Genomic DNA, 16688 nt, shown 5'->3' on the forward strand with positions numbered 1-16688 from the left:
GCGGCTGACCAAGGAGGTTCCGGGCGACGGATCGAATCCGTCGCCCGGAAGGGGGACTACTTGACGACGCCGAGGGAGACGTAGTCGTAGCGACCGTTGTACGCGTCGGACATGTAGGCGTTCGTCAGACGGGGGCCGCGCCAGGTGATGTTCTTCTCGTAGATGAAGGGCATCCAGTCGGCCTGGTCGAGGATCCGCTTGTCGAGCTCTTCGTAGATCTTGCCGGCCGCCTCGGGGTCGGTCTCGGCGATCGCCTTGTCGAAGAGGCCGTCGATCTTCGGGTCCTTGATCTGGGACTCGTTGTAGTTACCCGTGTCCGAGAGGAAGCGGCTGTCCCACAGCGGCTGGCCGAAGCCCTGGCCGGACGGGAAGTCCGGGCCCCAACCGCTCATGGTCATGCCGTAACCGCGCTCCTTGACGACCTTCGGCGAACCGGTGATCGCGGAGGTCTCGGCGCCGTCCAGGGCGTCCACCTCGAGCTTGATGCCGACCTTGGCGAGCTGCTCCTGGAGCGCCTCGGCGGTGTCGACCTCGCCCGGGTTGTTGTTACGGGCGGTGATCTTCGTGGAGAAGCCGGCGGGCTTGCCGCACTCCTTCAGCTCGGCCTTGGCCTTCGCCGCGTCCGGCTTGCCCTTGCGGGCGATGACGCCGTACGGGTCGTAGTCCGTGTGGCCCTTGATGGAGACCGGCAGGGTCGAGTTGGCGATGTCGCCACCGGCCAACTGGCCGCCGCGGGTCTGCTGGAGACCGGCGAAGTCCGTCGCGTAGAACACGGCCTTGCGGCAGTGGACGTTGTCGAACGGCTTGGCGGTGTGGACCAGCGCGACGTAGCGGACGAAGGAGGTCCGCATGTTGTCGACGCTGTCACGGTGGTCCTGGACGGCGGAGACGCGACCCGACTGGGTCATGCCCGTGCCGTTCAGGTCGACGTCGTAGTCGCCGTCCATCAGGCGCTTGTCGTTCTCCTCCAGGTTGGCGGAGATCGTCACGTCGATCTTGTCCGGCAGCGCGGCGCGGATCGGGTCGGAGGCCTTCGACCACTTGTCGTTGCGGACAAGGACGATCTTCTTGTTCGCCTTGTACGACTCGAACTTGTACGGGCCCGAGGAGAACGGACGCTGGGTGTACTTGGCGCCCTTGTCCTCGGACTGCTTCACCGGGGAGCCGGACGGCATCGCCAGGAACTGCTCGAAGTCACCGTTGGGCTTGGGCAGCTTGAAGACGATGGTCTTGTCGTCGGGCGTCTGGATGGCCTTCAGACCGAGCTTGTCCTTGGACTTGTCCTTGTAGGGGCCCTTGTACTCGCCCTTGGGGTCCAGGTTCTGCTTCAGGTACTGCGGACCACCGGTGATGGTGTCCGTGGCCCAGACGCGCTCGATGCCGTACTTGATGTCCTTGGAGGTGATCGGCGAGCCGTCCTCCCACGTCACACCGTCGCGCAGCGTGTACGTGTACGTCTTGCCGCCGTCCGTGATCTTGGCGTTGTCCGTGGCCAGGTCGGGGACCAGCTCGGTGGAGGCGGCACCCGCCTTGGGCGCGTAGGTGACCAACTGACGCGTGTAGAAGCGCATGAAGTCCCACGACATGCCGTAGTAGGCACGCTGGGGGTCGGCGGAGTCGAGGTCCTGCTTGCCGACCATCTTCAGCGTGCCCCCCTTCTTCGTGGAGGCGTTGGCGACCTTGTTGTACGCCGCGTCGTAGCCGGCGCCCTTCGACGAGTCCTTGGAGTCGCCGTCGTCGCCGCCGCCGCACGCCGTGGTCGTCACCAGCGCCGCGACCACGAGGGCCGCGCCGGCGGCGAGCCGTCGTTTCGAGGAACTTGTGGGCATTTTCTCGTAACCTCCGAGATCGCGGTCACCGGGCACATGCCGGAGAACCATGGAGTCAAGCCACCTGACTGTGCGGCAGGGGCAGTTCTGGGGAAGCCCGTCGGGCTTCTCGGGCTTGCGGCTCTACCGGGTCCCCTTCGGGTCGAGGGCGTCGCGCAGCCCGTCGCCGAAGAGGTTGAACGCGAGGACGGTGATGAAGATCGTGACGCCGGGGAAGACCATGAACATCGGGTCGTGCTCGTAGGTCTCCAGGGCGTCCCGGAGCATGCCGCCCCAGGACGCGGTGGGCGGCCGGACGCCCGCGCCGAGGAAGCTGAGCGCCGCCTCCGTGAGGATGTTGGTCGGAATCATCAGCGTCATGTAGACGACGATCGGCGCGATCAGGTTCGGCAGCAGCTCGCGGAAGAGGATGTGGCGCGAGCCGCCGCCCAGTGACCGGGCGGCCTCGACGTACTCGCGCTCCCGCAGCGAGAGCGTCTGGCCGCGGACGATACGGCCGATGTACGGCCAGCCGAAGAATCCGATGACCAGGACGAGCACGGCGATGCGTACGCCGCTGCCGGTCAGGCCCAGCAGGTCGTCGGGGAGGACCGAGACCAGGGAGATGATGAAGAGGAGCTGCGGGAAGGAGAGCAGCACGTCCATGACGCGGCTGATCACGGCGTCGACCCAGCCGCCGAAGTAGCCCGCCATGATGCCGAACAGGGTGCCGAGGGCCACCGCGACGATCGCCGCGAGGAAGGCCACGAGCAGGGAGATCCGGGCACCGTAGACGATGCGGCTGAACACGTCGCGGCCCTTGTTCGGCTCGACGCCGAAGAGGAAGTCGCTGCTGACACCGCCGAGGGACCCGCTGGGCAGGTTGGTCAACGGGTCCAGCTTGTCCTGGTGGAACTCGTTCGGCGGATGCCCGAGCAGGCTCACGATGAGCGGGGCGAAGACCGCCACCAGGACAAGGAAGACGACAACGATGCCACCGGCGAGGGCGACCTTGTCGCGCTTGAGGCGGTTCCAGGCGATCTGCTTCAGCGACCGCCCTTCGACCTTGCCGCCCGCGCCGCTCGCGGCAGCGTCGACCGGCGCCGCCGGCTCCACTTCCGCGGTCGTGTCGTGCAATGGTGCCGTCATCGTGGCAAGGACCCCTCTCAACCGGCGGTGACCGGCCCGCACTTGCCGCTGTAGCGGCGTGGTTCAGTCCGTCGTACACAGAGGCGAAGCCCCTTGCTGCGGGAGTCTTCAACCTGTGTGCGATCTGTTGCCAGACTTGACGGGGAAAGGATGCCTAAACGTGATGCGGTCAGGGGTGTTCCGTTATCCGGACAGCCGTGAACGGGGTGCGAACAGTGGGCAGTTGGGGCGTAAGGGGTGTCAGGCCGGACATTGGGGCCACAACTGTCCATAGTGTGACGGCCGTTGTGGGAGGGTCGGGACGGCCGCGCCGCGCTCAGGCTCCGTAGGGCGGCGGGAAGCCGTAACCGCCGCCGGCCGGGGCGGCCGGCGCGGCGTGCGCCTCACGGTCGTAGAACGGGCGCGCGTTCGCCCGCAGCCACATCGCCACCGGGTCGTACGGGTCGGACATGGCGACCGTGGAGACCGGCAGGCCGTCCGGGACCGCCGCGACGGACTGCTGCATCATGGCGCGGACCGCGTCCACCGACGCGGGCGAGGTGTCGTACACGTCGAGGCCGATCGCCAGGTACGGTGCGCCGATCGCGGGCTGCACCCAGGCGCGGCGCAGCGAACGGATCGCGGTGGTGCGGTGCGCGTTCTGCGCGAGCAGCGCGTAGAACTGGGGGATCTCGATGGTCGGTTCGGCCAGCCGCAGCGGCCCGGCGGCCTGCCGGTCGAGGCCGCCCGCGATGCGCCGCAGGTCGAGCCAGGGCACGCCGACGCCGCCGCCGGGTGCGTGCGGGTTGAGCCACAGGCCGTAGTGGTCGGGGTAGAGGGTGCGGGCCGCGTCGACGCCGCCGACCACCTCGTAGGCGCGGGACCAGCCGGACGCGGAGAGTTCCTGGGCGGAGGTGACGCAGGGGGCGTAGGAGAAACCGTCCACGTCCATGTTCCCGTACTGGGCGTCGGGTGAGCCGGCCTGGCCGTGCCAGAGCAGCATCCAGACCTGTCCGGCGGCGAGGGCCGCGAGGAGCGCCTCGTACGCGTCGTAGCGCCCGGGGGTCACCTGGCGCAGCATGTGCTCGACCTGTCCGGCCGCGGCCGTGCCCGACGCACTCACCCGTAACCGCCCCTTCGTGAACGTCCGTGTCCCGCCCGTGCCCGGGGGCGCAGCGCCGCCCGGTCAGGTCATGAAACCAGCTTAAGCGGCGTTCCTGACACCGACTTGACGGACGGCCTCACCGTTCCCGCGCGTAGAACGGCTGTACGCGGGTGCGCAGGAAGTCGGCGACCGGGTCCTGGGTGACGTCGAGGAAGACGAGGTTCACCGGCCAGGCGACCGGCGTCCGGCCGAGGGCGCGGCCCAGGGCGTCCAGCGGGAGGTCACGCGCGGAGCCCTCCCACTGGGTCAGCCGCACGCCGATGAAGAGCGACGGGGCCGCGTCCTCGACGACGGCGAGGCAGCGGTGGGCGCTCAGCACGGTGCCGACCGCCTCGAACTCCTCGCGCACCGCCGCCAGGAAGTCCACCGGGTCGTGCTGCCAGTCCGGCTCGGAGAGCACGACGCGGCCACCGGTGGCCGGGCCGTCCAGCGGGGTGCGGCCACTGCGGGCCAGTTCGGCGACGGCGGCCGGGGGCAGCGGGATGCCGACGGCGCCGTCCGGGTTGAGGGCGAGCCCGACCTGGGCGGGAAGACCGCGGGCGAACTCGACGGCCGGGGCCACCGCGCAGTGCATACGGCCACCGGTGACCTGCGTGAACTGCTGCTCGGAGCTGAAGACGGGCACGTACGCCTGCCCCTCGATCTCCAGCGTCGGCAGGTCGAGGTCGCGGCTCTCGGTGCTGCCGCCCTGGGGCAGCGGAATCCAGATCGGGCTGCGGCCCAGGACCTCGACGATGCGGGCGCCCGCCCCTTCCACGCCGAGCGCCGCGGCGAGGACCTGCTCCAGCTCGTTGGCCGGCCAGCCGTGCGTCGGATGGGGGTGCGCGTCCTCGTGAAATGCCGGGTGTTCCATAGCCGCCGACGATAACCCGTGCCGCCGACGGCCCCTATCCCCGGAACGTGATCCCGCCGAGGGCGTCGGTCGCCGCGCGGTCCAGGAGCACCGCCGACTCGATGCCCGCCGGCAGTTCGCCCCGCTCGGTCGAGGTGACCAGCGCGCCCACCGCCCGGCGATGGCGCGCGAACGCGTACCGCGACACCCCGCGGCCCCGCCGCAACTGACCCTCCCGCGCGGTCTCCGGCGGGACGTCGAGGAGCAGGAGGTGGACGGCGGCGCCGCGGCGCCGGGCCACGCGGATCATCCAGCGGCGCACCCAGGCCTGGGTGCCGCAGTCGTGGACGACGACGCTGGCGCCCGAGCGCATCGCCCGCCGCAGGCCCGCGTAGTGCGCGATGCGGACCAGCGGCCGGTACAGGGCGTACGGCACGCCGCGCGGGAGGCGGGCCGCCCAGCGCTCCCTGGCGTCCTGGGAGTCGATGCGCCGGACCGTGACCGTCCGGCGCATCAAGGTGGACTTGCCGCTGCCGGGCAGCCCCGAGAGGACGACGAGGTCCCCCGCCGCGAACCCGATCCGGCGTGGTGTGCGGCCCGCTCGCCCGCGCAGGTCGCGCACCTGGCGCCGCCGCGGGGTCCGTGCCCCCGGCACCGCCGCGGGCGCACTCGGAGCCGTCGTCGCGTACGCCCCCACGATCGCCTTGCGCACCGTGATCGTCCTCCCCGTTCCGCTCAGGCACTTCTGCCCGCCAAGTGTAAAGAGAAGGTAATGCCCGGCGTGGGGTTTCCCCGTTCGACGGGCATGCAATGATGTGCGCGCCACACGCACACAGCGCCACACGCGCACAACCGCATACCGGCCGCTTGAATCCGCGCGGGAGAGTTCCGGGACCCACCAGCACGACGGGTACCCGGGCGCCGAAGGAGCAAGTTCCTCCCTTGAATCTCTCAGGCCCCGTACCGCGCGGGCGAGGCACATCTGAAAAGCGGGCCGTCCGTCCAGTACGGCGGCCCCACCCAAGGTGCAAGCCATGACCAGCAGTACGTGGGGTCGGGGCGAACCTCTCAGGTTCCGATGACAGATGGGGAGGCCTCCGCCACGGGGGACCCCTCGCCATCGCCGTCACGCCCGGGAGCACCAGCCATGACCCGTACGACCGCACTCGACGCCCTGCACCGCTCGCTGGGCGCCACCATGACCGACTTCGCCGGCTGGGACATGCCGCTGCGCTACGCCAGCGAGCGCGAGGAACACAACGCCGTGCGCACGAGGGCCGGACTCTTCGACCTGTCGCACATGGGCGAGATCACGGTGTCGGGACCGGACGCGGTGGAGCTGCTGAACTTCGCGCTGGTCGGCAACATCGGCACCGTCGGCGTCGGCCGCGCCCGGTACACGATGATCTGCCGCGCCGACGGCGGCATCCTCGACGACCTGATCGTCTACCGGCTGGCGGAGACGACGTACATGGTCGTCGCCAACGCGGGCAACGCGCAGACCGTGCTCGACGCCCTGACCGAGCGCGCCGAGGGGTTCGACGCCGAGGTCCGCGACGACCGGGACGCGTACGCGCTGATCGCCGTGCAGGGCCCGCACTCCCCCGCCATCGTGAAGTCCGTCACGGACGCCGATCTGGACGGGCTGAAGTACTACGCCGGTCTGCCCGGCACCGTCGCCGGTGTCGAGGCGCTCATCGCCCGCACCGGCTACACCGGCGAGGACGGCTTCGAGCTGTTCGTCGCCCCCGCCGACGCGGAGAAGCTGTGGCAGGCGCTGACCGAGGCGGGCGCCGAGCACGGCCTCGTCCCGTGCGGTCTGTCCTGCCGTGACACGCTGCGCCTGGAGGCGGGCATGCCGCTGTACGGGCACGAGCTGACCACCGAGCTGACCCCCTTCGACGCGGGCCTCGGCCGGGTCGTGAAGTTCGAGAAGACCTCCCACGCGGACGACTTCGTGGGCCGCGAGGCCCTGGCCGCCGCCGCCGAGCGCGCCGAGACAGCGCCGCCCCGCAAGCTCGTCGGCCTGGTCGCCGGGGGCCGCCGCGTCCCGCGCGCGGGCATGCCGGTCGTCCACGAAGGACAGGTGATCGGCGAGGTCACCTCCGGCGCCCCCTCCCCCACCCTGGGCAAGCCGATCGCCATGGCGTACGTCGACGCCGCGCACGCCGAGCCGGGCACGGCGGGCGTGGGCGTGGACATCCGCGGTACGCATGAGCCGTACGAGGTCGTGGCGCTGCCGTTCTACAAGCGCCAGAAGTAGCCCGCGCGCCCCGGCCGCCCGCCCCACTGTCACCAGCACCTTCCCGCGTACAGGAGAATTCGCCTCATGAGCAACCCCCAGCAGCTTCGCTACAGCAAGGAGCACGAGTGGCTGTCGGCCGTCGAGGACGGCGTCGCCACGGTCGGCATCACGGAGCACGCGGCCAACGCGCTCGGTGACATCGTGTTCGTCCAGCTCCCCGAGGTCGGCGAGACCGTCACCGCGGGCGAGACCTGCGGTGAGCTGGAGTCCACCAAGTCGGTCTCCGACCTGTACTCCCCGGTGTCGGGCGAGGTCACCGAGGCCAACCAGGACGTCGTCGACGACCCGTCCCTGGTGAACTCGGCCCCCTTCGAGGGCGGCTGGCTGTTCAAGGTCCGGATCGCCGACGAACCGAAGGACCTGCTCACCGCCGACGAGTACACCGAGTTCTCCGGGAGCTGAACCGCATCATGACCGACAAGTCCGTTCTGAACGAGTCCCTGCACGCGCTCGACCCGGAGGTCGCCGTCGCGGTCGACGCCGAGCTGAAGCGCCAGCAGTCGACCCTGGAGATGATCGCGTCGGAGAACTTCGCCCCGGTCGCCGTCATGGAGGCCCAGGGTTCGGTCCTCACCAACAAGTACGCCGAGGGTTACCCCGGCCGCCGCTACTACGGCGGCTGCGAGCACGTCGACGTCACCGAGCAGATCGCGATCGACCGGGTCAAGGAGCTGTTCGGCGCCGAGTACGCCAACGTGCAGCCGCACTCGGGCGCCTCCGCGAACCAGGCGGCCCTCTTCGCGCTCGCCAAGCCCGGCGACACGATCCTCGGCCTGGACCTGGCGCACGGCGGCCACCTCACGCACGGCATGCGCCTGAACTTCTCCGGCAAGCAGTTCGACGTGGTCCCGTACCACGTCGACGACAACGGCCTGGTCGACATGGCCGAGGTCGAGCGGCTCGCCAAGGAGCACCGCCCCAAGGTGATCATCGCCGGCTGGTCGGCGTACCCGCGCCAGCTCGACTTCGCCGAGTTCCGCCGCATCGCCGACGAGGTCGAGGCGTACCTCTGGGTCGACATGGCGCACTTCGCGGGCCTCGTCGCCGCGGGCCTGCACCCCAACCCGGTGCCGCACGCCGACGTGGTCACATCCACCACGCACAAGACGCTGGGCGGCCCGCGCGGCGGCATCATCCTGGCCCGCAGCAAGGAGTTCGCGAAGAAGCTGAACTCCGCCGTATTCCCGGGCTTCCAGGGCGGCCCCCTGGAGCACGTGATCGCGGCCAAGGCGGTCTCCTTCAAGATCGCCGCGAGCGAGGGCTTCAAGGAGCGCCAGCAGCGCACCGTCGAGGGTGCCCGCATCCTCGCCGAGCGCCTGACCTCGGAGGACTCCCGCGCCCACGGCGTGAACGTGCTCTCCGGCGGTACGGACGTGCACCTCGTCCTGGTCGACCTGCGCGACTCCGAGCTCGACGGGCAGCAGGCCGAGGACCGCCTCCACGAGGTCGGCATCACGGTCAACCGCAACGCCGTCCCGAACGACCCGCGCCCGCCGATGGTCACCTCGGGCCTGCGCATCGGCACACCCGCCCTCGCCACCCGCGGCTTCACCGCCGAGGACTTCACCGAGGTCGCCGACGTGATCGCGGAGGCCCTCAAGCCGTCCTACGACGCCCAGGCGCTCAAGGCCCGGGTGACCGCCTTGGCCGAGAAGCACCCGCTGTACCCCGGCCTGTAAGGATTCGGCCGGAGTTACGTACCCTTGTGTACGTACACACTTCCGGGGCACCGCGCACACTGGAACCACAAGGAACCAGGACGCGCGGTGCCCCGCGCCATGCACCGCCCCGCACACCGCACCACCCCGGCAGACAACGGCGTCCGCCACCCACCCATTGGAGTTCTCACCGTGGCCATCTCGGTCTTCGACCTGTTCTCGATCGGCATCGGCCCGTCCAGCTCACACACGGTCGGCCCGATGCGCGCGGCCCGGATGTTCGCGAGCCGCCTGAAGAACGAGGGCCTGCTGGCCCACACCGCCTCTATACGCGCCGAGCTGTACGGCTCGCTCGGCGCGACCGGCCACGGACACGGCACCCCCAAGGCCGTCCTCCTCGGTCTGGAGGGCGAGTCGCCGCGCACCGTGGACGTGGAGCACGCCGACGAGCGGGTGGAGGAGATCAAGTCCGCCGGCCGCATCAACCTCCTCGGCGTCCACGACATCGCCTTCTCCTTCGACGACGACCTGGTCCTGCACCGCCGCGAGACGCTGCCCTACCACGCCAACGGCATGCGGCTGTGGGCGTACGACACCGACGGCGGCGAGCTGCTGACGAAGACGTACTACTCGGTCGGCGGCGGCTTCGTCGTCGACGAGACCGTGCTCTCCCAGGACGCCGTCGCGGGCGAGAACCCGGTCGTGCCGGACGACACCGTCCTGAAGTACCCGTTCCGCACCGGCGACGAGCTGCTGCGCCTCACCCGTGAGACGGGCCTGTCCATCCCGGCGCTGATGCTGGAGAACGAGAAGGCCTGGCGCACCGAGGACGAGATCCGCGCCGGCCTGCTCGAACTGTGGCGTGTGATGCAGGCGTGCGTGGCGCGCGGCATGTCCCGGGAGGGCATCCTGCCGGGCGGCCTGAAGGTCCGCCGCAGGGCGGCGGGTTCGGCTCGCAAGCTGCGGGCCGAGGGCGAGCCGCTGGCGCACGCCATGGAGTGGCTCACGCTGTACGCGATGGCGGTGAACGAGGAGAACGCGGCGGGCGGCCGGGTGGTCACCGCCCCGACGAACGGCGCGGCCGGCATCATCCCCGCGGTCCTGCACTACTACGTGAACTTCGTGCCCGGCGGCTCCCCGCAGGAGAAGGAGGAGGGCGTCGTCCGCTTCCTGCTCTCGGCGGGCGCGATCGGCATGCTGTTCAAGGAGAACGCCTCGATCTCCGGCGCCGAGGTCGGCTGCCAGGGCGAGGTCGGCTCGGCCTGTTCGATGGCGGCGGGCGCGCTCGCCGAGGTCCTTGGCGGCAGCCCCGAGCAGGTGGAGAACGCGGCCGAGATCGGCATGGAGCACAACCTCGGGCTGACCTGCGACCCCGTCGGCGGCCTCGTCCAGATCCCCTGCATCGAGCGCAACGGCATGGCCGCCGTGAAGGCCGTCACCGCCGCCAAGATGGCGATGCGCGGCGACGGCTCCCACAAGGTCTCCCTCGACAAGGTCATCAAGACCATGAAGGAGACCGGCGCCGACATGTCCGTCAAGTACAAGGAGACGGCGCGCGGCGGGCTCGCGGTGAACATCATCGAGTGCTGATCACCGGGCGCCGGCCCGCCGCGCGGGGTCAGAGGGCGGCGGTGGTGGACTCGCCCGAGCCGCTGCCCGCGAGCCACTGGTCCCAGCTCAGGTTGAACGACGCGTAGCCGTTGTCGGCCGGGGCCTTGGCGCGCGGGGAGCCGGTGATGGTGACCGGGTCGCCCTGCTTGACCTGCTGGTAGAACCACTTGGCGTCGGACATCGACAGGTGGACGCAGCCGTGCGAGCCGCGGGCGCTGCCGCTGCCCGGGCTCGGGTCACCGGTCGAGTAGTGGACGTAGGTGCCGGACTGGGTGAGGTGGACGTCCCAGGGCAGCGTCAGGTCGTAGTAGTTGGCGTCACCCTTGTTGCAACTGATGCCGACGCTGCACGAGGTCATGTGGACCTTCTCCTGCTTGTCGATGACGGCCATCGTGCCGTTCCAGGTCGGGTACTCGGCGCTGCCCGCGTTGATCGAGAGCGTGCGCAGCGCCGAACCGTTCTTGGTGACCTTCAGGGTGTGCCCGGTGACGGAGACGTCGGCCCGGACGTCGTCGCCGACCTTGAAGGTGTGGGTGTACGTGCGCACGCCGTACCGGCCGTTGCCGTTGGCGACGCCCTTCATGTCGGCTTCGACCTTCACCTTCGTGCCGGAGGGCCAGTACTCCTTCGGCCGCCAGTCGGCGCGCTTGTCGCCGAACCAGTGCCAGGCGCCCTCGACCGGCTGCGACGCGCTCACCTTCATGTGCTTCTCGACGGAGGCGCGCGCCTTGGCGGCCACCGGGTTGGTGAAGACCACCGAGACCGGCATGGCCACGCCGACCGTGGCGCCGGTCTGCGGGGTGATCGTCTCCAGGAGCATCGGCGGTCCCTTGGGTTTCTCCGGTGACGGAGACGCGCTCGCGCTCGGCTTGCCCGACGCCTTCGCGTCGTCCCCGCCCGCCTTGTCGCCGCCGCTGCCGCCACAGGCGCTCACGCCTGCCAGCGCCGCGACCGTCATCAGCGCGATCCCTATGCCGCTGCCCTTGCGCCGTCCCACGAACTGCCCCGCTCTCTTCGTCATGCGCCCATTGCCCCCCGCCTCCCTGTCAGACAGCGGAAGGGGCGACGTCAGTTGCATGTCGCCGTGTAAAGCGTGTTCCAAGAGTGGGGGTCGGCAAACGACGATGGGTAGGTCGACTTCGTCGCCCCATTCCCAGGAGGCTCAGCCATGATCCGTGGCATCGACGTCAGCTCGCACCAGTCCTCGTTCGACACCGACGGCCTGTCGTTCGTCTTCATCAAGGCGACGGAGGGCCGCAGTTACGTCAATCCCCGGCTGACCGCGCAGACCAAGCGGGCGCGGGACGCGGGCTGTGTCGTCGGTTTCTACCACTTCCTGTGGCCGGGGAACCTCACCGCGCAGGCCGAGTACTTCGTGAGCAAGGCCCCCGAGAGGGCGGGCGATCTGCTGGCCGTGGACTGGGAGACGACCGGGGACGGCACGCACGCGAGCAACGCGGAGAAGGACAGATTCATCCGCGAGGTGAAGCGGCTGCGGCCCCACCACCGGGTCCTGCTCTACTGCAACCGCAACTACTGGCTCAACATCGACACGACGTCCTACGCGGGCGACGGTCTCTGGATCGCCGACTACGTGGCCTCGGGCAAGCCGCGCATCAAGGCCAAGTGGCGCTTCCACCAGTACACCGATCACCCCCTCGACAAGGACGTGGCCGACTTCGCGAGCGAGGCGGCGCTGCGCGAATGGGCCACGCCCTGACGAGGGTCGAAGGGACGGCGGGTCAGGCGCGCCACTCCGCGGTGCGCTCCGGGGACGCCGCCTCCAGGGCCTTGCGGACGGCGATGGCGTCGGAGGCGAGGCCGTAGACGGGGGTACCGGGCTGCTGGCGCCACGACTCGTCCTGGCCGCCCGCGTCGACGGTGTCGAAGCCGATCTCGTCGAGGAGGGCGGTGACCACCTGCTTGGCGGCGGTGTCGTCGCTCGCGATCGGCAGGGCGACGCGCGCCGGGTCGCCGGAGGGGCGCGGCTTGTCGAGGATGTCCTGGGCGTAGGTGCCGTTGAACACCTTGACGACCTCGTGGCCGATCTGCCGTTCGGTCCAGCGGCTCTCGGTGAGGCCGTCCTCGATCTCGGCGATCTTCCCGTCGCGCTGCTGCGGGTAGTAGTTGCCGGTGTCGAGGACGGTGACGTCGGGTGCGGCGGCGTCGAGGAAGCCCTCGGGGAGGTTCGGGACGGCCTTGAGCGGGACAGTCACGACGACGACCTGCGCGTCGCGCACCGCGTCCTCGATGGTGGCGGGCGTGGCGCCGGTCTCCTCCGCGAGTTCGGTCAGGGTGTGCGGGCCGCGCGAGTTGGCGACGTGGACGTCGTGCCCGACGGCGGTGAAGCGCCGGGTGAGGTTGCCACCGATGTTGCCCGCGCCGATGATGCCGATCTTCATGTCATGCCCTTCGAGAGATCCATGCATGTGCATGGATTGCCAACCCCGGTGGACCGACGGCTATTCCGCGGTTGCGCCCAAAGAGTGACGACGGGCCCGCCGCCGCAGCCGTGGCCCACGGAGTTGGGCGGGCCCCGGCGCGGACGACCTGTACGAGCTGTTCCGCACGGCCTGTCTGGACGTCACGGGGTCGGTCGCGCTCGTCGAGTGGAGCACCCGGCAGGACGGCGCCGTGCACCGCTTCACCGGCACGGCCGAGATCGACGGCGTCGTACGGGACCTCGACGGCAAGGGCAACGGCCCGCCGGCCGCCTTCACCGACGCGCTGCGCGCGGCCGGTCTCGAGGTCGGCATCGAGTCCTTCGCCGAGCACGGCCTCACCGAGGGCCCGGACAGCGAAGCCGTCGCCTACGTCCGCTGCCGGGTCGGCGGGACGCACGCGTGGGGTGCGGGCCGCTCCACCTGGGTCCTGACCGCCTCCGTGCGGGCGGTGCCGGCGGCGGTCAACAGGGCCGTGTCCGCGGCGGGTTGAGAGAACCTGTCCGCCGGGGCGGGAGCACACCGCTCCCGCCCCGGCGGACAGGGCACCGCACTCAGGCCTTGTTCAGGTTGGCCCAGAACTCGTCGAAGGAGAGGAGCTTGTCGCCGTCGGTGTCCTGCCGGGCGATGAGGACCTCGGCCACCGACTCCGTGACGTTGAAGTCGCCCATCTGCGCCATGGCGCTCTTGTACTCGGCCGCCGTGATGAAGCCGTCGCCGTCCGCGTCGAACCGCTCGAACGCCTTGCGTGCTTCCTCGATGTCCGCCACCGGGACCACCCCTCGTTTGGTACGTACTGCTCGTTCTGCCGTATTGACGGGGTCAGATTATCCGGCGGGGTGGGCACGCGGTGCGGCCAGGACCCAGGCGGACTCGGCGTCATAGAGTCGGTGGCCGGTGGGTGGGGACGCGAGCGAGGAGCCAAGGTGAATCTGCGCGACATTCTGGACGCGGCGGCCAAGGGTGTCTTCCCGCCGCCGGACGGCGGGACGACGGTCGTGCCGCAGATGTGCGCGCGGGACGCGGGGGTGCTGGCGTTCACGGCGCACAGCGTGGTGTTCACGGACGAGCCGGAGAGCTGGGTGCGCGAGGCGCTGGCGGCGGTGGACTGCGACCCGCTCGCGGCGTCCATGAACGCCCGGTTCCTCACCGCGTTCATGGACCGCACGGGCCGCGCCCACGACACGATCGACCTGCTGACGGTCGCACCGGCGCTCGCGGGCCCGCCGCCCCTGGAGCTGCGCGAGATCCGGGACCGGGAGCACCCCCGGGTGGTACGGGCCCTCGCGCACCGGGACGAGGTGCGGGTGTGGGAGGCGGCCGGCGGTGTCCTGGTGCTCGGGCGCGGGATCGGCGGGCGTCTGGAGGCCGCGATCGAGGTGGACGAGGACCTGCGCCACCGGGGCCTTGGGCGGCGACTGGCGCTCGCCGCCCGCCACTTGGCGGACGACGAGTACGTGTGGGCGCAGCAGTCGCCGGGCAACGCGCGCAGTGTCCGGGTCTTCCGGGCGGCGGGCTACGGTCCGGTGGGGTCCGAGGCGCTGATGCTCACCCGGTGACCGGGCATGACCTAGCGGAAGATGCCGGTGTGGCCGAGCGAGTAGCGGCCGGGCTGTGGATAGACCGCGAGGCCGTGCGGGCCGCGGCCGACCGGGATGCGGGCGACCTGGGCGCCGGTGCGGGTGTCGACGGCGTATACCTCGGCGTCGTAGCGGCCGGACAGCCAGAGCGTGGTGCCGTCCGCCGAGACGCCGCCCATGTCGGGGCTGCCGCCCTGGGGGAGCTTCCACTTCTTCGTCAGCTTGTCCTGGGCGAAGTCGAAGACCGAGATGGAGCCCTCACCGCGGTTGGTGACGTACATCTCCTTGGAGTCGCGGCTCACGTAGAGGCCGTGCGTGCCCTTGCCGGTCGGCAGCAGGGTGGGCTTGGAGAAGGTGTTCCCGTCCAGCACCCACATGCCGTCGGCCATCATGTCGGCGACGTAGAACTTCTTGCCGTCGGGGGAGATCTTCACGTCCTGCGGCATGGCTCCCTGGAAGGGGAGCTTCTGCTGGGCGACGACCTTCATGCGTGCCGTGTCGACCTTGAGGAGTTCGCCGCTGAACTCGCAGCTCACGATGAAGTAGCGGCCGTCGGGCGAGAAGTCGGCGTGGTTGACGCCGTAGCAGCTCACCGGTTCGGTGTGTCTGATCTTCATGGTGTGCGGGTCGCGGAAGACGAGCTGGCGGTCGAGCGAGGCCATCACGACCGCGTTCTTGCCGTCGGGCGTGAAGTACAGGTTGTACGGGTCGTGCACGTCGACGGGCTTGCCCGCCTTCCCCGTCCTCGGGTCGATCGGGGTGAGCGTGTGTCCGCGGTTGTTGTTGACCCAGAGCGTCTTCAGGTCCCAGGAGGGGACGACGTGCTGGGGCTGGTGTCCGACCGGGATGGTCCCGATGACCTTGCGGGTCTTCGGGTCGATGACGGTGACCGTGTCGGACTCGGTGTTGGGCACGTAGATCCGGGACGGGAAGGCCTTCACCACCGGCGACAGCTTGCCGGGCCGGTCCGCCGCGTACACGTCGCGGGGGTCGAGGACGGGCGGCATGCCGGGCAGTCCGCGCACGGCCGGCGGCTTCGGTGACGCGGTCGGCGCGGTCGCCCTGACCGGCTTGACGGGGCCTTCGGCGGCGCGGTCCGCGGGGGCGTCGGTGCCGCAGCCGGTGAGCGCGGCGAGGACGGCGGCGGCGCCGAGCAGGACGGTGGTGCGCCGCACCGGCCGGGCCTGCGGGGAGGGGGGCGGGGTGGTGTTCACGTGAGCAGCTCCGTGCAGGTCACCGCGGTCAGGCCGCGACGGTCGAGGTGGTCCAGGAGGGGCGGCAGGGCGGCGACGGTGTCCCGGTAGCCGAGGTGGAGGCTGACGACCGAGCCGGCACGTGCGGCGGCGGAGACGGTGGCGACGACGGCCGGTGCGCCCGGTGAGGTGTGGTCCAGCGAGTCGACGTCGTACGAGAGGACGTGCGGGTAACCGGCGCGCCGGGCGAGGCGGGTGACGAGCGGGGTCGACCACTGGGTGCGGGAGGGCCTGAACCAGGTGCCGATGGAGCCGGTCAGGCGGCGCAGGCGGTCGGCGCAGCCGGTGATCTCGGCGTAGGCGTCGGCCTCGGACATGGTGGTGATGGAGCGGTGGTGCAGGGTGTGGTTGCCGAGGTCGTGTCCGCCGTCGAGGATGCGCCGGGCGAGGTCCGGGTGTGCGTCGAGCCAGGTGCCGACGGCGAGGACGGTGATGTGGGCGCGGGCGCGCTCGGCCTCGCTCAGGACGGCGCGGGCGATGGCGGGGTCGCCCTGGCCGTGGAAGGTGAGGGCGACCCGGCCCGTGGTGCGCGGGCCGTGGTCGATCTCGGTGGGCAGGCCGGGGATGCGGTGGGGGGCGGGGGCGGCGCGCGCCGGGTGCGGGGACGCGGGGTGGGCGGCCGGGGCGGCGGTGGGCGCCTGTCGTTCGGCGGCGCAGCCGGTGGCGAGGGCGGCTGCGAGGCCGGTGGCGAGGCGCAGGGCCGAGCGTCTTCGGGTCGGTTCTGCCGTGGTCACGCCGCACATTTAACGGGGATAGCGGACAAAATACTCTTACCGACCCGGCAGCTTTAACGATTACTGGATGCCACCTGTATTTGTTCTTCATTTGCGAGGCTAGTGGCTCACATCACCGTTGATTCATTTGGACCGCACCGACTCCATCTGCCATGATCGGTGCCACGACCCCC

The 16688-nt window shown here is 70.5% G+C and carries 17 protein-coding genes and 1 riboswitch; of the genes, 7 read left to right on the plus strand and 10 right to left on the minus strand.

The window, feature by feature from the left end:
* Positions 1 to 56: 56 nt before the first annotated feature.
* The 5 genes from ACIRF8_RS27265 to ACIRF8_RS27285 form a co-directional block, all read right to left on the minus strand.
* The gene (locus tag ACIRF8_RS27265) at positions 57 to 1829 is read right to left on the minus strand and encodes an ABC transporter substrate-binding protein (protein ID WP_404218686.1); all 1773 of its coding nucleotides are present in this window, start codon (positions 1827 to 1829) and stop codon (positions 57 to 59) included.
* Positions 1830 to 1952: 123 nt separating this feature from the next.
* Positions 1953 to 2957 (minus strand): ABC transporter permease, encoded by a 1005-nt coding sequence (locus tag ACIRF8_RS27270; RefSeq protein WP_404218687.1) that lies wholly within the window; start codon positions 2955 to 2957, stop codon positions 1953 to 1955.
* 316 nt (positions 2958 to 3273) lie between these two features.
* Positions 3274 to 4059, minus strand: a complete 786-nt coding sequence (locus ACIRF8_RS27275) for an enhanced serine sensitivity protein SseB C-terminal domain-containing protein (protein ID WP_404218689.1) — start codon at positions 4057 to 4059, stop codon at positions 3274 to 3276.
* Between the two features lie 118 nt (positions 4060 to 4177).
* On the minus strand, positions 4178 to 4954 hold the full coding sequence (locus tag ACIRF8_RS27280; RefSeq protein WP_404218692.1) for an enhanced serine sensitivity protein SseB: 777 nt from the start codon (positions 4952 to 4954) through the stop codon (positions 4178 to 4180).
* Positions 4955 to 4988: 34 nt separating this feature from the next.
* On the minus strand, positions 4989 to 5651 hold the full coding sequence (locus ACIRF8_RS27285) for an AAA family ATPase (protein WP_404218810.1): 663 nt from the start codon (positions 5649 to 5651) through the stop codon (positions 4989 to 4991).
* A 150-nt stretch (positions 5652 to 5801) separates the two neighbouring features.
* Positions 5802 to 5909, plus strand: a riboswitch (glycine riboswitch).
* A 171-nt stretch (positions 5910 to 6080) separates the two neighbouring features.
* Between ACIRF8_RS27285 and gcvT the strand changes: the two genes are divergently transcribed.
* From gcvT to ACIRF8_RS27305, 4 genes are all read left to right on the plus strand, one after another.
* A complete protein-coding gene (gcvT, locus tag ACIRF8_RS27290) occupies positions 6081 to 7196 on the plus strand; it encodes a glycine cleavage system aminomethyltransferase GcvT (protein WP_404218694.1) in 1116 nt (371 codons plus the stop codon).
* Between the two features lie 66 nt (positions 7197 to 7262).
* A complete protein-coding gene (gcvH, locus tag ACIRF8_RS27295; protein ID WP_404218696.1) occupies positions 7263 to 7640 on the plus strand; it encodes a glycine cleavage system protein GcvH in 378 nt (125 codons plus the stop codon).
* An 8-nt stretch (positions 7641 to 7648) separates the two neighbouring features.
* Positions 7649 to 8917: a serine hydroxymethyltransferase gene (gene glyA, locus ACIRF8_RS27300; protein WP_404218698.1), complete on the plus strand. Its 1269-nt coding sequence runs from the start codon at positions 7649 to 7651 to the stop codon at positions 8915 to 8917.
* 171 nt (positions 8918 to 9088) lie between these two features.
* The gene (locus tag ACIRF8_RS27305) at positions 9089 to 10486 is read left to right on the plus strand and encodes an L-serine ammonia-lyase (RefSeq protein ID WP_404218700.1); all 1398 of its coding nucleotides are present in this window, start codon (positions 9089 to 9091) and stop codon (positions 10484 to 10486) included.
* Positions 10487 to 10514: 28 nt separating this feature from the next.
* On the opposite strand, the gene ACIRF8_RS27310 is transcribed toward ACIRF8_RS27305, so the two are convergent.
* The gene (locus ACIRF8_RS27310; protein ID WP_404218702.1) at positions 10515 to 11528 is read right to left on the minus strand and encodes an Ig-like domain-containing protein; all 1014 of its coding nucleotides are present in this window, start codon (positions 11526 to 11528) and stop codon (positions 10515 to 10517) included.
* Between the two features lie 147 nt (positions 11529 to 11675).
* On the opposite strand from ACIRF8_RS27310, the gene ACIRF8_RS27315 reads away from it, so the two are divergent.
* Positions 11676 to 12227: a glycoside hydrolase family 25 protein gene (locus ACIRF8_RS27315; RefSeq protein WP_404218704.1), complete on the plus strand. Its 552-nt coding sequence runs from the start codon at positions 11676 to 11678 to the stop codon at positions 12225 to 12227.
* A 22-nt stretch (positions 12228 to 12249) separates the two neighbouring features.
* Here the strand turns inward: ACIRF8_RS27315 and ACIRF8_RS27320 are convergent, their stop codons facing one another.
* Positions 12250 to 12942: an NADPH-dependent F420 reductase gene (locus ACIRF8_RS27320; protein ID WP_404218706.1), complete on the minus strand. Its 693-nt coding sequence runs from the start codon at positions 12940 to 12942 to the stop codon at positions 12250 to 12252.
* A 115-nt stretch (positions 12943 to 13057) separates the two neighbouring features.
* On the opposite strand from ACIRF8_RS27320, the gene ACIRF8_RS27325 reads away from it, so the two are divergent.
* Positions 13058 to 13441 carry an alpha-isopropylmalate synthase regulatory domain-containing protein gene (locus ACIRF8_RS27325; protein WP_404218812.1) on the plus strand — a complete coding sequence of 128 codons (384 nt, stop codon included), beginning with the start codon at positions 13058 to 13060 and terminating at the stop codon, positions 13439 to 13441.
* A gap of 61 nt (positions 13442 to 13502) precedes the next feature.
* On the opposite strand, the gene ACIRF8_RS27330 is transcribed toward ACIRF8_RS27325, so the two are convergent.
* Positions 13503 to 13718, minus strand: coding sequence for an EF-hand domain-containing protein (locus ACIRF8_RS27330; RefSeq protein WP_404218708.1), 216 nt, complete (start codon positions 13716 to 13718; stop codon positions 13503 to 13505).
* 156 nt (positions 13719 to 13874) lie between these two features.
* Here ACIRF8_RS27330 and ACIRF8_RS27335 point away from each other — a divergent pair, with 156 nt between their 5' ends.
* Positions 13875 to 14507: a GNAT family N-acetyltransferase gene (locus ACIRF8_RS27335; RefSeq protein WP_404218710.1), complete on the plus strand. Its 633-nt coding sequence runs from the start codon at positions 13875 to 13877 to the stop codon at positions 14505 to 14507.
* Positions 14508 to 14518: 11 nt separating this feature from the next.
* On the opposite strand, the gene ACIRF8_RS27340 is transcribed toward ACIRF8_RS27335, so the two are convergent.
* The gene (locus ACIRF8_RS27340; RefSeq protein WP_404218712.1) at positions 14519 to 15742 is read right to left on the minus strand and encodes a hypothetical protein; all 1224 of its coding nucleotides are present in this window, start codon (positions 15740 to 15742) and stop codon (positions 14519 to 14521) included.
* A complete protein-coding gene (locus tag ACIRF8_RS27345; RefSeq protein ID WP_404218714.1) occupies positions 15739 to 16524 on the minus strand; it encodes a polysaccharide deacetylase family protein in 786 nt (261 codons plus the stop codon). The genes ACIRF8_RS27340 and ACIRF8_RS27345 overlap by 4 nt, the downstream gene beginning before the upstream one ends.
* Positions 16525 to 16688: the final 164 nt, after the last annotated feature.

Origin of the sequence: Streptomyces sp. NPDC102406, from assembly GCF_044765725.1 — a bacterium.
Taxonomy (GTDB): Bacteria; Actinomycetota; Actinomycetes; order Streptomycetales; family Streptomycetaceae; genus Streptomyces.

Bases quoted from the DNA above. Each gene is read 5' to 3' on its own strand.
- ACIRF8_RS27265 (WP_404218686.1), bottom strand. From the start codon at position 1,829: ATGCCCACAAGTTCCTCGAAACGACGGCTCGCCGCCGGCGCGGCCCTC.
- ACIRF8_RS27270 (WP_404218687.1), bottom strand. From the start codon at position 2,957: ATGACGGCACCATTGCACGACACGACCGCGGAAGTGGAGCCGGCGGCG.
- ACIRF8_RS27280 (WP_404218692.1), bottom strand. From the start codon at position 4,954: ATGGAACACCCGGCATTTCACGAGGACGCGCACCCCCATCCGACGCAC.
- gcvT (WP_404218694.1), top strand. From the start codon at position 6,081: ATGACCCGTACGACCGCACTCGACGCCCTGCACCGCTCGCTGGGCGCC.
- gcvH (WP_404218696.1), top strand. From the start codon at position 7,263: ATGAGCAACCCCCAGCAGCTTCGCTACAGCAAGGAGCACGAGTGGCTG.
- glyA (WP_404218698.1), top strand. From the start codon at position 7,649: ATGACCGACAAGTCCGTTCTGAACGAGTCCCTGCACGCGCTCGACCCG.
- ACIRF8_RS27310 (WP_404218702.1), bottom strand. From the start codon at position 11,528: ATGACGAAGAGAGCGGGGCAGTTCGTGGGACGGCGCAAGGGCAGCGGC.
- ACIRF8_RS27315 (WP_404218704.1), top strand. From the start codon at position 11,676: ATGATCCGTGGCATCGACGTCAGCTCGCACCAGTCCTCGTTCGACACC.
- ACIRF8_RS27320 (WP_404218706.1), bottom strand. From the start codon at position 12,942: ATGCACATGCATGGATCTCTCGAAGGGCATGACATGAAGATCGGCATC.
- ACIRF8_RS27345 (WP_404218714.1), bottom strand. From the start codon at position 16,524: ATGTGCGGCGTGACCACGGCAGAACCGACCCGAAGACGCTCGGCCCTG.